The 19,513-nt window shown below is 53.2% G+C and carries 14 protein-coding genes and 3 pseudogenes; 8 read left to right on the forward strand and 9 right to left on the reverse strand.

Annotated features, from left to right (window positions below):
• The 3 genes and pseudogenes from sadA to NA197_RS11245 form a co-directional block, all read right to left on the reverse strand.
• Positions 1 to 1,646 (reverse strand): annotated as a pseudogene (gene sadA, locus NA197_RS11235) (trimeric autotransporter adhesin SadA); the annotation flags it as partial.
• Positions 1,647 to 1,689: 43 nt separating this feature from the next.
• A complete protein-coding gene (locus NA197_RS11240; RefSeq protein ID WP_023234006.1) occupies positions 1,690 to 2,373 on the reverse strand; it encodes a DUF3251 domain-containing protein in 684 nt (227 codons plus the stop codon).
• A 487-nt stretch (positions 2,374 to 2,860) separates the two neighbouring features.
• A complete protein-coding gene (locus NA197_RS11245; protein WP_000665687.1) occupies positions 2,861 to 3,223 on the reverse strand; it encodes a YibL family ribosome-associated protein in 363 nt (120 codons plus the stop codon).
• 289 nt (positions 3,224 to 3,512) lie between these two features.
• Here NA197_RS11245 and NA197_RS11250 point away from each other — a divergent pair, with 289 nt between their 5' ends.
• Positions 3,513 to 3,722, forward strand: a complete 210-nt coding sequence (locus NA197_RS11250; RefSeq protein WP_001062558.1) for a hypothetical protein — start codon at positions 3,513 to 3,515, stop codon at positions 3,720 to 3,722.
• A 9-nt stretch (positions 3,723 to 3,731) separates the two neighbouring features.
• Here the strand turns inward: NA197_RS11250 and mtlR are convergent, their stop codons facing one another.
• The 3 genes from mtlR to mtlA form a co-directional block, all read right to left on the reverse strand.
• Entirely contained in the window at positions 3,732 to 4,322 is a 591-nt protein-coding gene (gene mtlR / locus NA197_RS11255) for a mannitol operon repressor MtlR (protein ID WP_000193201.1), read from the reverse strand.
• Positions 4,319 to 5,467, reverse strand: coding sequence for a mannitol-1-phosphate 5-dehydrogenase (gene mtlD / locus NA197_RS11260; RefSeq protein ID WP_000645391.1), 1,149 nt, complete (start codon positions 5,465 to 5,467; stop codon positions 4,319 to 4,321). Before mtlD ends, mtlR begins: the two co-directional genes overlap by 4 nt.
• 230 nt (positions 5,468 to 5,697) lie before the next feature.
• Entirely contained in the window at positions 5,698 to 7,614 is a 1,917-nt protein-coding gene (mtlA, locus tag NA197_RS11265; protein WP_438796689.1) for a PTS mannitol transporter subunit IICBA, read from the reverse strand.
• A 475-nt stretch (positions 7,615 to 8,089) separates the two neighbouring features.
• On the opposite strand from mtlA, the gene NA197_RS11270 reads away from it, so the two are divergent.
• The 3 genes from NA197_RS11270 (at position 8,090) to selB (ending at position 12,035) form a co-directional block, all read left to right on the forward strand.
• Positions 8,090 to 8,698 carry a glutathione S-transferase gene (locus tag NA197_RS11270; protein WP_000766681.1) on the forward strand — a complete coding sequence of 203 codons (609 nt, stop codon included), beginning with the start codon at positions 8,090 to 8,092 and terminating at the stop codon, positions 8,696 to 8,698.
• Positions 8,699 to 8,796: 98 nt separating this feature from the next.
• A complete protein-coding gene (selA, locus tag NA197_RS11275) occupies positions 8,797 to 10,188 on the forward strand; it encodes an L-seryl-tRNA(Sec) selenium transferase (RefSeq protein ID WP_000200188.1) in 1,392 nt (463 codons plus the stop codon).
• Positions 10,185 to 12,035, forward strand: coding sequence for a selenocysteine-specific translation elongation factor (gene selB / locus NA197_RS11280; RefSeq protein ID WP_000582390.1), 1,851 nt, complete (start codon positions 10,185 to 10,187; stop codon positions 12,033 to 12,035). Before selA ends, selB begins: the two co-directional genes overlap by 4 nt.
• Before the next feature lie 274 nt (positions 12,036 to 12,309).
• Here selB and NA197_RS11285 read toward each other — a convergent pair whose 3' ends face one another.
• Positions 12,310 to 13,191, reverse strand: coding sequence for an ROK family protein (locus NA197_RS11285; protein WP_001188269.1), 882 nt, complete (start codon positions 13,189 to 13,191; stop codon positions 12,310 to 12,312).
• Between the two features lie 168 nt (positions 13,192 to 13,359).
• Between NA197_RS11285 and aldB the strand changes: the two genes are divergently transcribed.
• On the forward strand, positions 13,360 to 14,898 hold the full coding sequence (gene aldB, locus NA197_RS11290) for an aldehyde dehydrogenase AldB (protein ID WP_000183988.1): 1,539 nt from the start codon (positions 13,360 to 13,362) through the stop codon (positions 14,896 to 14,898).
• Positions 14,899 to 15,239: 341 nt separating this feature from the next.
• On the opposite strand, the gene NA197_RS11295 is transcribed toward aldB, so the two are convergent.
• A complete protein-coding gene (locus NA197_RS11295; protein ID WP_064043489.1) occupies positions 15,240 to 17,195 on the reverse strand; it encodes a glycoside hydrolase family 127 protein in 1,956 nt (651 codons plus the stop codon).
• Between the two features lie 263 nt (positions 17,196 to 17,458).
• On the opposite strand from NA197_RS11295, the gene NA197_RS11300 reads away from it, so the two are divergent.
• Positions 17,459 to 18,274 carry an AraC family transcriptional regulator gene (locus NA197_RS11300; protein ID WP_023193470.1) on the forward strand — a complete coding sequence of 272 codons (816 nt, stop codon included), beginning with the start codon at positions 17,459 to 17,461 and terminating at the stop codon, positions 18,272 to 18,274.
• 160 nt (positions 18,275 to 18,434) lie between these two features.
• On the opposite strand, the pseudogene NA197_RS11305 reads toward NA197_RS11300, so the two are convergent.
• Positions 18,435 to 18,719 (reverse strand): annotated as a pseudogene (locus tag NA197_RS11305) (class II aldolase/adducin family protein); the annotation flags it as partial.
• Positions 18,720 to 18,768: 49 nt separating this feature from the next.
• Here NA197_RS11305 and NA197_RS11310 point away from each other — a divergent pair.
• Positions 18,769 to 18,870: pseudogene (locus NA197_RS11310) on the forward strand (IclR family transcriptional regulator); the annotation flags it as partial.
• A gap of 134 nt (positions 18,871 to 19,004) precedes the next feature.
• Positions 19,005 to 19,478 (forward strand): 4Fe-4S dicluster domain-containing protein, encoded by a 474-nt coding sequence (locus NA197_RS11315; RefSeq protein WP_023193687.1) that lies wholly within the window; start codon positions 19,005 to 19,007, stop codon positions 19,476 to 19,478.
• The last annotated feature ends 35 nt before the right edge of the window (positions 19,479 to 19,513 follow it).

The raw sequence follows: 19,513 nt of genomic DNA on the forward strand, positions 1-19,513 counted from the left end.
AGATTGGTGATTTTACTGTCGCTTCCGTTGTGCTTAGCGCTGAATGCGCCAGAGGCTGCATCCCAAAGCAGGGCATCATCGGTGAGCGTGGTGACGGAGTCGCTCAGACTGTTGATATTGGTGGTGTTGGTGGCGATATCAGTGGTGTTCTGATTGATGCTGGTGGTGTTGGCAGCGATGTCAGTGGTGTTCTGCGACACATTTTCGTTGGTGGCAAACAACTGAGAGCCGTTAACGGCGTCGGTGCTGTCCGCAGCCAGGGTACCCGCCGCCAGATTGGTGATTTTACTGTCGCTTCCGTTGTGCTTAGCGCTGAATGCGCCAGAGGCTGCATCCCAAAGCAGGGCATCGTCGGTGAGCGTGGTGACGGAGTCGCTCAGGCTGTTGATATTGGTGGTGTTGGCGGCGATATCAGTGGTGTTCTGATTGATGCTGGTCGTATTGGCGGCGATATCGGTTGTGTTCTGGTTAATGCTGTCGGTATTAGCGGTAATATCAGCGGTGTTCTGGTTAATGCTGCCGGTATTGGTGGCGATATCAGCAGTGTTCTGATCCACTTTCTCGTTCGTATCAAACAACTGAGAGCCGTTAACGGCGTCGGTGCTGTCCGCAGCCAGGGCGCCTGCCGCCAGATTGGTGATTTTGCTGACGTTTCCCGTGTGGCTAGCGCTAAAGGCGCTGGTGCTGTCATCCCACAACAGCGCGTCTTCGGCTAATCCTGCGACAGAGGCCTCTGTATTAGTGATAGAAGTGTTAAGTGCGCTTAATGCACTGCCTACGTTATTGTAGATGCCTGTGCCTACCTCGTAGAGGGGCGCATTCACTGTACCATCAGAATTAACGGAAGCCCCTCCGCCGAGTCGATCGGCGACGGATTGACTTAAAGAATAAATTTGCGCACCTGTAACGGCATCGGTACTGGTGGAATTGATGTCGCCTTTAGCAACGTAGGTGATCTGCCGCTGAGTGGTGCTGTTACCCACGGCGACGGAATTGTCTTCCTGGGCGATAGAGCCCGAGCCAAGGGCAACTGAGTTGGTGCCTACCGCTTTTGCGCCATTACCAAAAGCAGCGCTGTCGTCGCCGCTCGCAGTGGCTTGATAACCTAATGCAGCAGAAGTTGCTCCGCTTGCGACAGATTTATAACCTAATGCAACCGATTTTGCGCCGCTCGAATTGGCATACACGCCCATTGCCATTGAATAACTTCCACTGGCTGAGGATGAGGCCCCCATCGCAATGGCCCGGTCACCGGCTGAAGTCGATTTTACGCCAAGCGCTAGCGAAGAGTCGCCGGTGGACTGGCTGTATGAACCAATGGCGGTACTCCATTTCCCCATTGCGGAGGCATGATAACCCATTGCGGCGCTTGCGCCATCAACGTTGGTGTAAGTATTGGCTGTGGCATCAGTACCAATTGCAATCCACCCGCTTCCCGTTGTGCCTGATACCGTAACACCGCTGCCGGTATCGTTCCCTGCATTGGCCAGCGCATCTGCAGAGACCATAATACTGCTAAGACCGACGAGTGCGGAAACCGCCAGCTTTCTGCGGCCGCTTTTTTTTCCGCGGCTTTTTGCCGTCTCGCTGGTGACAATAAATGTTCCCGTAGCGGCATTCCAGAGGACTTTAAATATTCTGTTCATGAATAAGTGCTTTCCTTTTCTAAAATAGTTGTATCAATGGCTATTATTTTTTTGGCTTCTTTTTCGTATCATTAATAGGTTGTATGCTGTCGAATATGACATTCTCCATGTCAATACCTATTTTTAGATACTTAAGATTATTGGGCGCTACGCCTTTTAATGTTAGCGTGACGTTTGTCCATGCTCCCGGTAAGAGTTCGATTGTCGAGTCCATTTTCGTGTTGAGCAGGAGTTGTCGCCAGCGAGGCAGATCTTTTGCCTCGGAGGGTTTTTTCGTACCCCATGTCATATTAAACGCAAGGTTTGATACGGGAATGCTGAGTAAGTTAACTAAATCAAGATGAATAACACTTCCATTATCTATTGGCTCAATAGATAGAATACGCCCGGCTAATCCGATATTGCCGTTGTTAATAATAAAATAGTGCGTTTGTGATGGGTCCAGTTCTGTATAGTCGAATAGCCGTTGTTTGCGTTCAACGCGGCCAACGACTTCGGCAATCTTTTGAGTCGTGCTGATAACCGTAGTTTGTTGTTTTTCTAGCAAATTTATCTTTACTTCTTGTTCTTTTTGTTGTTTTTCTAACAGGTTTATCTTTGCTTCTTGTTCTTTTTTTTGTTTTTTCAGTTCTTCAACAAGGTGCTTATCTGCGAAGTAATCACAACCAGACAAAAAAAATGTGAATCCCAAAGCAAGCAGGGGGATAAATTTTCCATTTTTGTACATATAAAATATCCTTGTTAATAATTTATATAATATAAATAGTTAACCTATTATTTATACAGCCAACTCATCATTTTGCGAGCATTGCCAATAGCCATTAACGTATGGTTATAATGAAAACATTCATTGCTTCTATAGGAGTGTGCAAATACCCGACGTTGTTTATCAATTACTCATAACAATGCTTTATAAAAATATAATTATAATATTTATGTATGAGCATTTTTTTTCATGGATGATAATGTTATTTAATTTCGCGGGTCAATTATATTCTGCGGGTTATGAGAAAAGAGGATGAAAAAATTCATTGTATAAATTCAAACAGGCACGATAGTGGAATTTTTTATCCTGAAAAAGCAGGGATTGCCGTTAAAAATGAACCTGTATATAAACTATGTAAATACTTCTATGAAAAATTCGGAATATAGCCCGATGCATTCAAGACACCCTCCGTACAACGGGTGTCTTGAGAGCCTGGGATGCGGAAGGTTTAGAACTCGCTCTTCGCGAAACCTGTCATCTCTTTGAGCCCCATTTCCCGGCCCAGCGCCGTCATCGGGTGGACAACAATCAGGCCACGCACGCTTTTCTTCAACTTGCCCATGTCGGCCTGCTCTTTTTTAGTGATCGCGCGGCGAAACGGCAGGTTCATCAGCTTCTGCGCTTCTTTACTCAGTTTCTGGCTGTGTACTTCGCGCAGACGGATAATTTCTGCTTCCAGCGTCTCTTTTTCTTTTTCCAGCTCCGCGTATTTATCGGCGGATTCAACCAGAGAGAGACCTGCCTGCTGGTGGCGAATAGCGTCAAGACGATCGCTCAGGCGTTTAATTTCGTTTTTTTCGACTTCTTTCATGGGATAGCTTCTGATAGAAATGGGATAGATATCCTATAGTATGCGCGCAGTGAGTGATTCTTCACAACTCATGACGTAAAGATAATCAATTACGGCAAGTATTACATCGCTAATTATTTATTTATCTCATTGATAATAAAATATTTTTTTCGAGAGAAAAGATGAAGCGCCTTTTTGCCGGCAAGAAAAGCGATTAAGCACATTTTCCTCAATGACAACGCTAAATTGATCCTAAACTCAAATAAGCGACCGCGGGAGTCAGACGCGGGTCACACATGGAGGATCTATCATGGCAAAAATAGGTGAGAACGTACCACTTCTTATTGATAAAGCCGTCGATTTTATGGCGTCCAGCCAGGCGTTCCGTGAATACTTGAATAAAACGCCGCCGCGTGATTATGTTCCTTCCGAAGTGCCGTCGGAGAGCGCGCCCATTTATTTGCAGCGTCTGGAATATTACCGGCGGCTGTACCGACCAAAAGAAGAAGAAAGAGGTTAACGGCGGGATTTACTTTTGAAAGGCCTTTTTTAAGCTGATTTTAGAAATCAGCTCGGTCAGAGAGAGGACCATCGTCGAACGCACCGCCTGTTGGTAGCGCTGAATTTGCATGGCGTATAGCGCCGCGTCGGACGTATCAAAATGCGGCGGCGGCGGCAGCGCCATGACGCAGTGCAGTTCGCCAAACGGCCCGAGGATTTCATCGTCGGTAAAGGCGTACTCATTGCCGTCGTGATTCAGCTCTTCGCGCAGCGCCATTAACAGCTCCGCATCTTCATATTCGGTGCGGCTGAGTACGCCCAGGCCATAGATAAGTTTCAGACGTACCGAAAGATCGCCCAGCGGCCCGTCGCCGTCCAGCAACGGTTCCACAGCGTATTTCACGGCATAGTCGTCTTTGCGAAACACCTGGAGCACCAGAATATTCACCGCCTCGGTCAGTAACTCGACGGCGGTAATCAGGAAGCTCCGTACGGTTTTGCCAGCATTCAGACGCTCAAGCACACGATTTTCAAAGGCCTGGGTTTGTTCCATTATTGCCTGCATATCTGACAATCTGTTATTTGGGCGCAGGCTAACCTGCGCCGGGTTCTGCGTCATTTGGTCGCGTTATATGCGTTAACCGCCTCCGCCACCACATCGCTATTGGCATCCAGCCCGGAAATTTGCGCCAGCGCGGCCTGCGGGCCTTTTTCGGTAATCAGCGCCGCCAACTCTTGCGCCTGCGGATCTTCATCGCTACGGAAATGCATCGCCGCCGCGATCCCTTTCACCAGATTCACATGCGGCAGACCATACTCCAGGGTGCCAAGCAGCGGTTTGATCAGACGGTCGCCCGCGCTGAGTTTGCGTAACGGCTGACGGCCTACGCGTTCGACATCATCTTTCAGATACGGGTTTTCAAAACGACCGAGGATTTTCTGAATGTATGCCGCATGTTTGTCGGCATCAAAACCGTAGCGTTTGATCAGCACCGCGCCGCTTTCTTCCATCGCGCCTTTCACCACCGCGCGAATACTCTCATCGAGAATAGCGTCGCGAATGGTCTGATGACCGGCTAATTTGCCGAGGTACGCGGTTATAGCATGACCTGTGTTCAGCGTGAAGAGTTTACGTTCGACAAATGCCATCAGGTTATCCGTTAACTCCATCCCCGGAATGTTTGGCAACGCGCCTTTAAACTGGGTTTTATCGACGATCCACTCGCTGAAGGTTTCTACCGTCACTTCCAGCGGATCGTTGGTCGCAGAAGCAGATGGCGGCACAATACGGTCAACGGCGGAATCGACAAAGCCAACGTGCTGTTCAACCCAGGCTTTATCGCCATCCGCCAGCGCGTTCATTACGTGGCCTTTCAGCTGCGTGGTGCCGCGCACCATATTTTCACAGGCGATGATATTCAGCGGGGCATCCACGCCCTGCGCCTTACGTTTTACCAGCCCTTTAGCGATGGCCGGAGCGATACGCTCAAGCACAACCGGACCCACGGCAGTAGTGATTAAATCAACGTGGGCAATCAGGTCGACAACATCATCGCCGATGCTGCTGACAGCGTTGACGCCGGAAACGGTATCCACCTGCTCATTTTCACCCACAACATGAACCTGATAGCTATGACGGGCATTCAGGGCGTCAAGCACCACCTGATTTACATCCGCAAACGTCAGTTGTATCCCCGCGTCAGCCAGCAATTTGCCGATAAAGCCACGACCGATATTACCTGCGCCAAAATGTAATGCTTTCATAGTATTAACCTTCATTAATGTTTTTACCCGAGAGGGCTGGGGTGAGGGACTGCATAGATTACCCCTCAACCTAACCCTCTCCACAAGGGAGAGGATATCGCCTTCATATTTCGAACTGCAGATGCGTTGGCTCTCCTCGCTCACCCCAGTCACGTACTTATGTACGCTCCTGGGGATTCACTGCGTTGCCGCCTTCCTGCAGCTCGAACTATTTTGGGGATACTTAACTGTTAAGCTTTTTTACCTGCCAGCAGTTCCAGCACTTCATCCACGCTGGTGGTGTGCGCCAGACGTTCGATCACGGATTCATCATCCAGCGCGTTGGTCAGGCTGGTAATCACTTGAATGTGCTCATTGTTACGTGCGGCGATACCAATGACCAGACGGGCAATATCGTCTTCTTCTTCACCGAAGCGTACGCCTTCCGGATACTGGCAGAACACCACGCCGGTTTTCAGCACGCGATCTTTCGCTTCCACCGTGCCGTGCGGAACTGCGATGGATTCACCGAGGTAAGTCGGCGTCAGCTTTTCGCGGTCCAGCATCGCTTCGACGTATTCCGGCTCAACATAGCCGCCTTTCACCAGTTGTTCACCGGCAAAGCGAATCGCCTCTTCTTTGTTAGCGGCTTTACGGCCCAGGAAGATATTCTCCGCGCCCAGCTTGAACAGGTTGTTATCGCCCTCTTCAAAGCTATCTTTCAGATGATCGCGGACTTTCTCTTCATTAGTATTGTGGCGCTGTGCGGCAACCAGACGTTCGGTCAGGCTGGTGTACAGGCCGCTATCCAGGAAGTTGGTCAGCGAAATATGCTGCGCCTGCGGTACCTGACGCATCGCGCGCTCGGTAAGGTCGCGGTGAGTAATGACCAGATCCACATCCGGCGGCAGATTGTTAATGGCGCTGTTGGTGACGGAAATCTGAGACAGACCCGCATCCTGTACTTTCTTACGCAGTACCCCTGCGCCCATCGCGCTGGAACCCATACCGGCATCGCAAGCCACGATGATTTTACGCACATGGCTGAGGTCGTTGGTCACGTCGCCAGCCGCCAGCGGAGAGGCGCCTTTAGATTCCGCTTTCATGTCATGCATACGACGGGTGGCCGCTTCAATGTCATCTTCTTCTTTCACTTTGCTGGTTTTCAGCAGAATTGCAGAAACCACGAAGGAGACCGCCATTGCCGCCACGATGGTAGCGATGTTAGCAAAGTAAGCGCCTTTTGGCGTCATCGCCAGTACGGCCAGAATGGAGCCAGGAGAAGCCGGAGAAACCAGACCGCCGTTCAGGATGGTCAGGGTGAATACGCCAGTCATACCGCCAAGGATAACGGCCAGGATCAGACGTGGGTTCATCAGCACGTACGGGAAGTAGATCTCATGGATACCGCCCAGGAAGTGGATAATTGCCGCGCCGCCCGCAGACTGTTTAGCGCTGCCGCGACCGAAGAACATGTACGCCAGCAGAACGCCCATCCCCGGACCCGGGTTAGCTTCAATCAGGAAGAAGATGGATTTACCCATCTCATGGGACTGTTGGATACCCAGCGGTGAGAAGATGCCGTGGTTAATCGCGTTATTGAGGAACAGGATTTTCGCCGGTTCAACAAAAATGGACGCCAGCGGCAGCATATCGTGCGCCACCATGAAGTTAACGCCCGCCGCCAGAATTTTGGACAGGACTTCAACCGCCGGACCAATACCGAGGAACGCCAGGATGGCGAGGATCATACCGATGATGCCAGCGGAGAAGTTGTTCACCAGCATCTCAAAACCGGATTTGATCTTACCGTCTACCCAACTGTCGAATTTCTTAATGCAGTAGCCGCCTAATGGACCGGCGATCATCGAGCCGAGGAACATCGGCATATCCGCGCCGACAATAACGCCCATGGTTGTGATAGCGCCCACCACGCCGCCGCGTTCGCCGCCAACCAGACGACCGCCGGTATAACCGATGAGCAGCGGCAGCAGGTAGGTGATCATCGGACCAACCAGTTTCGCCAGCGTTTCGTTAGGCAACCACCCTGTTGGAATAAATAATGCGGTGATAATACCCCACGCGATAAACGCGCCGATATTAGGCATCACCATATTGCTGAGGAATCGACCAAAGCTTTGCACTTTGATCTTAATATCGGATGACATAAAAACACCCCTTCTTATGTTGCTGTCGCGCAGGCTGAAAGCCCGAGGTTTGTTAATGTAGCGGCAGAGGTAGCCGGACCCTGTAGTGTAGATACTGCGCAATCTGGCACTGAATCGTTCAACTGTCCAGACAGGGATAATTTATGTGATTTGTGTCACATAAATATAGGGGGTAGAGAGGTAATTGATGTGATATTGATCACAAAGTGGCTGTGTAAAAAAACAACGAATCTAATTTTTAGCCCTTAAAAGACCATTTTATGTGAGATATTTCACATTTTTATTTTGGTGCTTTGTTGAATTTTTGTGATCCTCTTCACAAGAAATTTTAAGCCCGGGTAACGCCAATACGATCCGGCAAACATTTTGTCGCGAGCCCTCTCACGTTATGTCATTCAGCAACCTCCTTTTGTGTCTCTTTTCGTCTTATTTGAGCCATACTATGATTTTTACTGGTTGGCAAAAAGGACACGGCATGAAACTCATCGGTAGCTACACCAGCCCTTTTGTGCGCAAAATCTCTGTTCTGCTGCTCGAAAAGGGTATTACCTTCGAATTTATTAATGAACTACCTTACGAGGCGGATAACGGCGTGGCGCAATACAACCCTCTGGGTAAGGTGCCAGCGCTGGTGACGGAGAAAGGGGAGTACTGGTTCGATTCGCCGATCATCGCGGAATATATTGAACTGCTGGATATCGCGCCAGCGATGCTCCCGCGTGACCCGATGGCAGCGCTTAAAGTTCGCCAGCTTGAAGCGTTGGCTGACGGCATTATGGATGCAGCGTTGGTGTCTGTACGCGAACAGGCGCGCCCGGCGGCGCAACAATCGGAAACGGAACTGCTGCGCCAGCGGGAAAAAATCAACCGCAGCCTAGATATGCTCGAAAGTTATCTGAGCGACGGGACGCTAAAAACGGATACGGTCAATCTGGCGACTATCGCGATTGCCTGTGCGGTAGGCTATCTCAACTTCCGCCGGGTCGCGCCCGGCTGGTGTGTTAGCCGCCCCCACCTGGTCAAACTGGTCGAAACGCTTTTTCAACGCGAAAGCTTTGCCCGCACCGAAGCGCCAAAGGCTTGACGCGCATTATGTCCGCCTGAGCAAACTCACGTTACAATCCCCCTTATGTCGATATCCCTCTCCCGCCAGGAGAGGGCCACCAACAGCCAGGCATTTTCATGACAAGCGAAACGCGTACACTCTACAGCCAGCTTCCTGCTATCGATCGCTTATTGCACGATAGCGCTTTTCTTTCTCTGCGCGATCGGTATGGCCATACCCAGGTGGTTGATCTGCTTAGGCGGATGCTTGACGACGCGCGCGACGTCATCCGGAATACGCAAACACTTCCCGACTGGTACGCAGACTGGGCGCAAGAGGCGAAACTCCGGCTGGAAAATGCGGCGCAAAGCGCGCTGCGCCCGGTGATTAACCTGACGGGGACGGTGTTGCACACCAATCTTGGCCGCGCATTGCAGGCGCAAGAAGCGATTGAGGCGGTAACGCAGGCGATGCGCGCGCCGGTGACGCTGGAATACGATTTAGATGGCGCCGGGCGGGGGCATCGCGACCGGGCGCTGGCGACGCTGTTATGCCGTATCACCGGGGCGGAGGACGCCTGTATCGTCAATAACAATGCGGCGGCGGTATTACTGATGCTGGCGGCGACAGCCAGCGGCAAAGAGGTGGTGGTTTCGCGTGGCGAGCTGGTCGAAATCGGCGGCGCGTTTCGTATTCCGGATGTTATGCGCCAGGCGGGCTGTACGCTGCATGAAGTAGGCACCACCAACCGGACGCACGCGAAAGATTACCGTCAGGCGGTAAATGAAAATACCGGGCTATTGATGAAGGTGCATACCAGTAATTACAGCATAGAGGGCTTTACCAAAACGGTAGAGGAAGCGGAACTGGCGGAAATCGGGCGAGAGCTGGATATTCCGGTGGTGGCGGATCTGGGCAGCGGTTCGCTGGTGGATTTAAGTCAATATGGCTTACCCAAAGAGCCGATGCCGCAGCAGCTTATTGCCGCAGGCGTCAGCCTGGTAAGCTTCTCCGGCGATAAGTTGCTGGGCGGGCCGCAGGCCGGGATTATCGTCGGCAAAAAAGCGATGATTGCCCAACTGCAAAGCCATCCGCTGAAACGCGCTCTGCGCGCGGATAAAATGACGCTGGCGGCGCTGGAGGCAACGTTACGTCTGTATCTGCACCCGGAAGCGTTGGCGGAGAAATTACCCACCCTGCGTCTGTTAACCCGCAGTGAAGCGTCGATTCGCGAACAAGCGCAGCGATTACAGGCGCGGCTGGCGGCACGTTACGGCGATGAATTTGCGCTGGAGGTTAAACCCTGCCTGTCGCAAATCGGCAGCGGTTCATTACCAGTAGACCGCCTTCCCAGCGCCGCCATGACCTTTACCCCGCACGACGGGCGCGGTAGTCGGCTGGAGGCGCTGGCGGCCCGCTGGCGCACGCTGCCTGTACCGGTCATTGGCCGAATTTATGATGGCCGTTTATGGCTGGATATGCGCTGTCTTGAAGACGAAAGCCGGTTTATGGAGATGATGCTGAAATGATTATTGCAACTGCCGGACACGTAGACCACGGTAAAACGACGTTGCTCCAGGCGATTACCGGAGTCAATGCCGATCGCCTGCCGGAAGAGAAAAAACGCGGGATGACTATCGATCTGGGCTACGCCTATTGGCCGCAGCCGGATGGTCGTGTGCTGGGCTTTATCGATGTGCCTGGACATGAAAAATTCCTCTCTAACATGCTGGCGGGCGTAGGCGGTATCGATCACGCTTTGCTGGTGGTCGCCTGTGATGACGGCGTCATGGCGCAAACGCGCGAGCATTTACAGATCCTGCAACTGACGGGCAATCTCCAGCTCACCGTCGCGCTGACCAAAGCCGATCGCGTGGACGAGGCGCGTATCGGTGAAGTACGTGAAGAGGTACTGGCGGCGCTCGACAACTATGGCTTCGCCGATACCGTTTTATTTGTCACCGCCGCCAATGAAGGACGCGGTATTGCAGAACTTCGCGCTCATTTACAGCAGCTTCCTGCACGTTTGCACGCCGCGCAGCATCGCTTCCGCCTGGCTATCGACCGTGCGTTTACGGTGAAAGGGGCGGGACTGGTGGTGACCGGAACGGCGCTGAGCGGAGAGGTAAACGTGGGCGATACGCTATGGTTGACCGGCGTTAATACGCCGATGCGCGTACGAAGTCTACACGCGCAAAATCAGCCCACTGACCATGCGTATGCCGGGCAACGTATTGCGCTCAATATTGCGGGCGATGCGGAGAAGGAGCAGCTTAACCGCGGCGACTGGCTGCTTTCCGATGCGCCGGTGGGGGAGGCTTTTTCCCGGGTGATCGTTTCTCTGACGCTTCATGCGCCGCTTTCCCAATGGCAACCGCTACATATTCACCATGCCGCCAGCCATGTGACTGGTCGCGTCTCTTTGCTGGAAGGCGGGCTGGCCGAGCTGATCTTTGATACGCCGTTGTGGCTGGCCGATAATGACAGACTGGTGCTGCGTGATATTTCCGCACGCGCCACCCTTGCCGGCGCACGCGTGGTGACGCTTAAGGCGCCGCGTCGCGGTAAACGTAAACCAGATTATTTGCACTGGCTTTCAACGCTTGCCGACGCGCAGGACGATAGCGCGGCGTTGGCCATTCATCTGGAACGCGGCGCCGTCAACCTGCCGGATTTCGGTTGGGCGCGTCAGCTTAATCCTCTCGGTATGCGTCAGCTTATTGAGCAACATGGTTTTATCCAGGCTGGAGACAATCTGTTAAGCGCGCCCGTCGCCGCCCGCTGGCAGCGTAAGATTCTTGATACGCTGGCGACCTACCACGAACAGCACCGCGATGAACCGGGACCGGGACGCGAGCGTTTACGCCGCATGGCCCTGCCAATGGAGGATGAAGCGCTGGTCCTGATGCTGATCGAGCGGATGCGCGACGACGGCCTGATTCATAGCCATCACGGTTGGTTGCATCTGCCGGATCATAAAGCAGGATTTAGCGATGAGCAGCAGGCCGTCTGGCAAAAAGTCGAACCGCTATTTGGCGATGAGCCCTGGTGGGTACGCGATCTGGCGAAAGAGACCGGAACGGAAGAACAATTGATGCGGCTGGTGCTGCGACAGGCGGCACAGCAAGGCATCATTACCGCGATCGTAAAAGATCGGTACTATCGTAACGATCGGATTGTCGCTTTCGCCAACATGATCCGCGAGCTGGATCAAGAGAGAGGATCAACCTGTGCGGCGGATTTTCGCGACAGGTTGAATGTAGGGCGGAAACTGGCTATTCAGATCCTTGAATATTTTGACCGGATTGGATTTACACGACGTCGTGGGAATGATCATTTATTACGTGATGCGTTATTATTTCCGCAAAAAGAATGAAATGGTTAAATTAAATAACAAATGAAGCAATACAATTATTGCGTTGCTTTATAAAAAGCACATCAGGAAATGAACCAGATGTGCTTTTTATTTTTCTGGCTTCTTAAGATAGCCAGCGCGAACCTATTATCAGGATAATTTCACCCATATTCTTTGCGCCTTAGTCAGGCGACTCACGATGAGATTGTGGAAATTTGATGTAACGCCTTTGCCCGGTGGCGCGGACGCTTACCGAGCCTGCGTAGACGATGCAGGCCGGATAGGGCGTAACACGTTAGCTTCGGGCGAGCTTTTGCTGCGCCAGCCAGACGGCGCCCAGCCTGCCCGCCTGATTTCCCAGTTGGCAGGGCTGAATCGGCACCTGGAGCGCCTCCCACATTTCAAACGTTTCAAGATGCCGCGTCAGGAGCGGGTAGAGCTTTTCCTGTTCGCTTATTCCTCCGCCGATCAGCACCACGCCCGGATCAAACATAGAGATCACGCTGTAAACGCCGCGTGAAAGATAACGCGCCCAGTCATTGACCGCCTCACGCAGATGAACATCGGTCGCCATTCGTTCGAAGATCACATCCGCAGGCGGCATCTCTTCGGCAGGCAGCGCCAGCGCCTGGCGGCACGACGCCATTAATCCGCTGGTTGATGCGATTTTATGCATACTTTCGCCATTGTTCCCGACCGGCATGACGCCGAATTCACCGGCGTGGAAATGCGCGCCGCGATACAGTTCTCGTCCGACGATAATACCGCCGCCAATGCCGGTTCCAATGGTGATACAGACCAGATTGTCATAATGCTGCCCGGCGCCTCGCCACATTTCGCCCAGCGCCGCGCAGTTCGCGTCGTTCTCCACGACCAGCGGCAGATCGGTCAGCCCGCTGAACAACTCCATCAGGTTGACGTCATCCAGGTAAGCCAGCGCGCCCGCTTTTGCCGCATGACCGTTATGGGGATTAATATGGCCGGGGAAACTAACCCCGATTGCCGCAATGTCATAGTCCTGTTGGCAACGCGCCACCACATCCTGCCATTTGCGGGTAAACGTGGAGGCGTCCTCTGGCGTATCGAATTGATGATGGGTTAATTCTTCGCCGTCACTGTTAATCACGCCATATTTGACGTGAGTTCCTCCCACATCAATACCGATATATTGCTGCATAGTGTTCTCCGTACGTTAAACAGGCACCTGTTTAGTATGGCTAAAACCAGACGGAGAAACGTAAAGGAAAGTAATTCGTGATTGCTGTCGTAAAGCGGGAAATCATTGGCGAAAAATTCACCAGCACCGTCTACCCTTGTGGAGTACCTTTACAATAAGGAGTTGGTCATGACGAACAATCCCCCTTCAACACGTATTCAGCCAGGTGAATACGGGTACCCACTGAAGTTAAAAGCCCGCTATGACAATTTTATTGGTGGTGACTGGGTTGCGCCCGCCGACGGCGAATATTATCAAAACCTGACGCCAGTGACCGGCCAGCCGCTATGTGAAGTCGCTTCCTCCGGTAAAAAAGATATCGATTTAGCGCTCGACGCCGCGCATAAGGCGAAAGATAAGTGGGCGCATACGTCAGTACAAGACCGTGCCGCTATCTTGTTTAAGATCGCCGATCGGATGGAACAAAACCTCGAACTGTTGGCGACAGCGGAAACCTGGGATAACGGTAAACCGATTCGTGAAACCAGCGCTGCCGACGTACCGCTGGCGATCGATCATTTCCGCTATTTCGCCTCCTGTATACGTGCGCAGGAGGGCGGGATTAGCGAAGTTGATAGCGAAACCGTGGCCTACCATTTTCACGAACCGCTTGGTGTCGTGGGGCAGATAATCCCGTGGAACTTTCCGTTGTTGATGGCAAGCTGGAAAATGGCGCCAGCGCTGGCGGCGGGTAACTGCGTGGTGCTTAAACCGGCACGCCTGACGCCGCTTTCCGTTCTGCTGTTAATGGAAGTCATTGGCGATCTGTTACCGCCGGGCGTCGTCAACGTCGTGAACGGCGCGGGCGGCGAGATCGGCGAATATCTGGCGACCTCGAAACGTATCGCGAAGGTGGCGTTTACCGGTTCGACGGAAGTGGGTCAACAGATCATGCAGTACGCCACGCAGAATATTATTCCGGTGACGCTGGAGTTAGGCGGTAAATCGCCAAATATCTTCTTTGCTGACGTGATGGATGAGGAAGATGCGTTCTTTGATAAAGCGCTGGAGGGATTTGCCCTGTTTGCCTTTAACCAGGGCGAGGTGTGTACCTGTCCAAGCCGTGCGCTGGTCCAGGAGTCCATCTATGAGCGCTTTATGGAGCGCGCTATTCGCCGGGTAGAGAGCATTCGCAGCGGGAACCCGCTAGATAGCGGTACACAGATGGGGGCGCAGGTCTCCCACGGCCAGCTTGAGACTATCCTCAATTATATCGATATCGGTAAAAAAGAGGGGGCCGATATTCTGACCGGTGGGCGACGCAAGGAGCTGGATGGCGAACTTAAAGAGGGCTATTACCTTGAGCCCACTATCCTGTTTGGTAAGAACAATATGCGCGTCTTTCAGGAGGAGATCTTTGGCCCGGTGCTGGCGGTAACCACCTTTAAAACCATGGAGGAGGCGCTGGAAATCGCTAACGATACGCAGTATGGCCTCGGCGCAGGCGTCTGGAGCCGCAACGGCAATCTGGCTTATAAGATGGGGCGCGGCATTCAGGCCGGGCGCGTATGGACCAACTGCTATCACGCCTATCCGGCACATGCGGCGTTCGGCGGCTATAAGCAGTCGGGCATCGGGCGCGAAACGCATAAGATGATGCTGGAACACTACCAGCAAACCAAGTGCCTGCTGGTGAGCTATTCCGATAAGCCGCTGGGGCTGTTCTGACGCAAGAGGTAATGCCCGATGGCGCTGCGCTTATCGGGCCTACCGCATTGATATCAGCCTGGTGGTAATGCCCGATGGCGCTGCGCTTATCGGGCCTACCGCATTGATATCAGTCTGGTGGTAATGCCCGATGGCGCTGCGCTTATCGGGCCTACGGTGTTGATATTATCCTGGTGGTAATGCCCGATGGCGCTGCGCTTATCGGGCCTACAGCGTTGATATTAGCCTGGTGGTCATGTCTGATGGCGCTTCGCTTATCGGGCCTACAAGAATTTATCGCAATATACTGATATTGCAAATCTTGTAGGCCGGATAAGGCGCAGCCGCCATCCGGCACAGTGTTACCGCTCGTTAACCCAAATCCGCATTTCGCCCTCGCCACGGTTGGCCCAGCTAAACCACGGAATGAACGTTAGCGTCTGCGGCTGGCGCGATGATGGCGCGTTGTCGTAATGCCACAACGCCTGATGCTGCGCATCCGCGGCGCTTTGCTTCTCGCCTTCGGCCTGAATCAGCATCTTATGCGCAAAAAGCCCTTTGCCCTCAAAGACCCGGAACTCACTCTCTTTCGGTAGCCACAGATTATGCAGTTCTTCGCCGTTATCGGCCTGCTCAAGGCAATAGACCAGCGGCCCGCGCTGAATGGCAACCTTACCGGCGACGTGACGCGCCAGCGGATTGCCATACACGCGGCGAACCGGCATCGGCAGCGTCAGGGTTATCGTATCGCCCTCCTGCCAGGTTCGACGGATATGCAGATAACCTTTGCGAATATCCTGCTCCACTTCCAGCCCGTTGAGCGTCACTTTTGCCTCAGGGCACCAGTCCGGCAGACGTAGCGCCAGCGTGTGACGTACCGGCTGCACAGAGTCGATGGCGATCTTCACCTGCTCATGCCACGGGTAGTTCCCGCTGATTCGCAGTTTGAGCGCGCCATTTTCAACCGGTATTTCCATGCTGTTACCCACGTACATATTGATGTACAGCGCATCCGCACGCGGCGTGTAGATGTAGTGACCAAGGGAGGTGAGCACGCGGGCGATATTCGGCGGGCAGCAGGCGCAGCCAAACCAGCGCTGGCGGATGGGCTTAACGTGATCGTAAATATGGTTGAATTTTAACGATTTTGGATGCACTTCCAGCGGGTTGACGTAGAAGAAATGCTTGCCATCCAGCGCCATACCACCGAGGACGGTGTTGTACAGCGCGCGCTCCATCACGTCGGCGTACTGGCTATCGGCTTCCATTTCCAGCATCCGGCGGGCGAACATCATCAGGCCGATTGAAGCGCAGCTTTCCGCATAGACCGAATCATTCGGTAAATCGTAATCGCTGCTAAAGGCTTCGCCGCTGCTCTGTGAACCGATGCCTCCGGTGATATACAGCTGACGCTGCGCCATATTTTTCCACAGACGCAGGCAGTCCTGGCGTTTGCCTTCATCGTTGCTCAGGCGAGCGAGATGCGCCACGCCAGTCATCAGATAGACAAAACGTACCGCGTGGCCAATGGCCGTCTGCTGCTGCGAAATTGGCAGATGCGCCTGGCTGTAGGCTTTGTCTTTGACCATCCACGCCGGGCCGTAGGTATGCCAGTAAGAGGTTTGGCCGCGTTTTTCGTACTCTTCGTCGTAGAAGTGCGGTTGGGTGCCGCGCTGCCCGATAAAGTAGCTTGCCAGCGTCATATAGCGCGGCTGCTCTGTTACCTCATACAGACGCATCAGCGCCAGCTCAATTTCCGGGTGGCCCGGATAGCCGTGCAGCTGATTTTCGCCAGGGCCGAAAGTGCTGTCGATATGATCGGCCAGGCGACAAACGACGTCCAGCAGCCGACGCTTGCCGGTGGCCTGAAAGAAGGCGACGCCCGCTTCAATCAGATGCCCGGCGCAATAAAGCTCGTGGCACTCCGCCAGGTTGCTCCAGCGTTCTTGCGGGGCTTTTGCCGTAAAGTACGTATTGAGATAGCCATCGTCACACTGCGCGGCAGCCACCAGTTCAATCACCTCATCGGCGGTTTTCTCAAGTGCGGGATCGGGCTTCTGGCACAGTGACCAGGCAACCGCTTCCAGCCATTTCGCCACGTCGCTGTCCTGAAAGACCATGCCGTAAAAGTCGCCCGTCTGCTGGCCTGCGGCAATGCGGAAATTTTCAATGGCATGGCTGGGTTCAGCCTCTGGAATACGATCGTTTAACGCATCCCACTGGTAAGGAATAACCACATCGCGAACCAGTTGTTGATACTGTCCGAGGAACGGATCGCTGACCGTCAGTTTATGCAGATCGACTTCCAGTACGTTCATTTCGTGCTCCTTAAGGCTGTAGAGGTCATAGATATTCCTCGCTGACGGGGTATTTTATGGCAGTAATTTTTATTTTCGCGTTATGACTTGATTCATTTTGCCCGGATAGCGGTGAGCGACAAGGCGATAAAAGAGTAAAAAAAGATGACGATTCCGACCCGTATTTAAAAATGTGAGATGGATCGAGTGAAAGGACTATTTTTGATTAATAATCAAAAGCTAATATGAAATACGGTGCTGAATGAGCGGGAAATGACATATTAATGCTCGAACTATCCATGACATTACCGATTAAAGTCCAAAACGGCGGATTATTTATTTCTCGCGGCATTGGGCGTCATCCTGCCAGGCGTCTGCAATCGTGGGAAATTATATTTGTGGAAAAAGGCTGCCTGAAAATTCAGGAAGAAGAATGTGTTTTCTGTGTCGAAGCCGGGGAAAGCCTGTTGCTTTGGCCGCATCGCCGCCATATTGGCGTTGAGGAGTTTCCCGCCGATCTTAAATTTTACTGGCTCCATTTTGAGGTCAAAGCGCCGGACAGCGACCCGCGCTGGCTGACGCATCTTTCCGTGCCGCAGCATACCCAGGTTGCCGATCCGCAGGCGCTGATTGCGCTTTTTCGCCAGTTTATGAACGAGCAGGAAAAGCACCAGCGCAGTCCGGCGCTGGAGTTCATCGTGCTGCTGATTTTGCAGCAGCTCACCGTTGACGCCCGGCAGAATGAAAACGCCGAGGCCGCTGGCGTGTCGCTGGCCTGGAAAGCGCAGCAGCTGATTCGAACGCACTATCACCTGCCGCTTTCCAGCGCGGTTCTGGCGAAAGAACTGCATTGCAATGTGGATTATCTGGGACGTGTTTATCGGCGGGTATTTCACCTTACGCTAACGGAAGCCATCCACCGCCAGCGGGTGCGCGAGGCGGAAAAGTTGCTGATTAGCGACGCGCGTTCGTTAAAAGAGGTGGCGGAACGGTGCGGTTTTAATGACGTTGGTTACTTTCGCCAGATCTTCCGCAAGCACACCGGCCTGACGCCTACCGCCTGGAAGCGGCGCTACAGTAAGGAACACGTTAATTCTTGAGTATAATCTTTGGCCCTCTGACAAAGCGGTTGCAAACTGAATGCCCGATGGCGCTTTGCTTATCGGGCCTACAAGAGTTCATCACAACGTATTGATATTGAAAATCTTGTAGGTCGGATAAGGCGCAGCCGCCATCCGACACAGGCTGTGGCTGCCGGCATTACTGCCCGTAATAGGCATTCGCGCCGTGTTTACGCAGATAGTGTTTATCGAGCAATTCCGGTTGCATATCCGGCAACTGCGGGGCCAGCTGACGCGAGAACAGCCCCATATAGGCGCACTCCTCAAGCACCACGGCGTTGTGGACGGCATCGGCGGCGTTTTTACCCCAGGCAAACGGGCCGTGTGAATGAACCAATACCGCCGGGATTTGCGCCGGATCCAGACCGCGCTCTTCAAAGGTTTGAATAATCACCTCGCCGGTCTGATACTCGTACTCGCCGTTCGTCGCACCTTGAAGCGCTACATATCGCGACCGGCGAGACCATTAACTTCTCCAGTCGCTGACTCGCAACACCATTACCGGTTTACCCGCAATGTACGATGAGCTGGTGCAAATTCGTGAAACCGCACAGGCTATCTCTAATGAGCTGGGATTTACCGTTCGCGAATAAGACAGCTCGCCAGGTTTTATCAGGCATCTGACAAAATTTGTCCGTTTGCGTAGTGGGATCAAAGCGGCGGGGAATGGCTCTCTGGCATTCTGGCGTTTTAACGCAGGGGGAGAACAATGAACCGGTTTATTATGGCGGATGCGTCGGCGTGTATCGGGTGTCGTACCTGCGAGGTCGCCTGCGTGGTGTCGCACCAGCAACAGCAGAATAGCGCGGCGGTGACGACGGCGGACTTTGTGCCGCGTATCCGGGTGATAAAAGAGGATAGCTTCACCACGGCCACGGTCTGCCATCAGTGTGAGGACGCGCCGTGCGCGAATGTCTGCCCGGTACAGGCGATTCGCCGTGATCGGGGGCATATCTTCGTGACGCCATCGCGCTGCATTGGTTGTAAAAGCTGTATGCTGGCTTGCCCATTTGGTGCGATGACCGTGGTGGCGTCCGCGTCAGGCGCGCAGGCGATTAAATGCGATCTTTGCTGGCATCGTGAAGCGGGGCCGGCGTGCGTGGAAACCTGCCCGACCAGTGCGTTACAGTGCGTTGACGCAGCACACGTGCAGCGCCAGCGCCTCTATTCTCAACCTTTCTGAATGTCGTTCCGGCCTGCATGATGGCCGGAATAACC

The sequence above is a fragment of the Salmonella sp. NW884 genome (assembly GCF_051700745.1).
Taxonomy (GTDB): domain Bacteria; phylum Pseudomonadota; class Gammaproteobacteria; order Enterobacterales; family Enterobacteriaceae; genus Salmonella; species Salmonella enterica.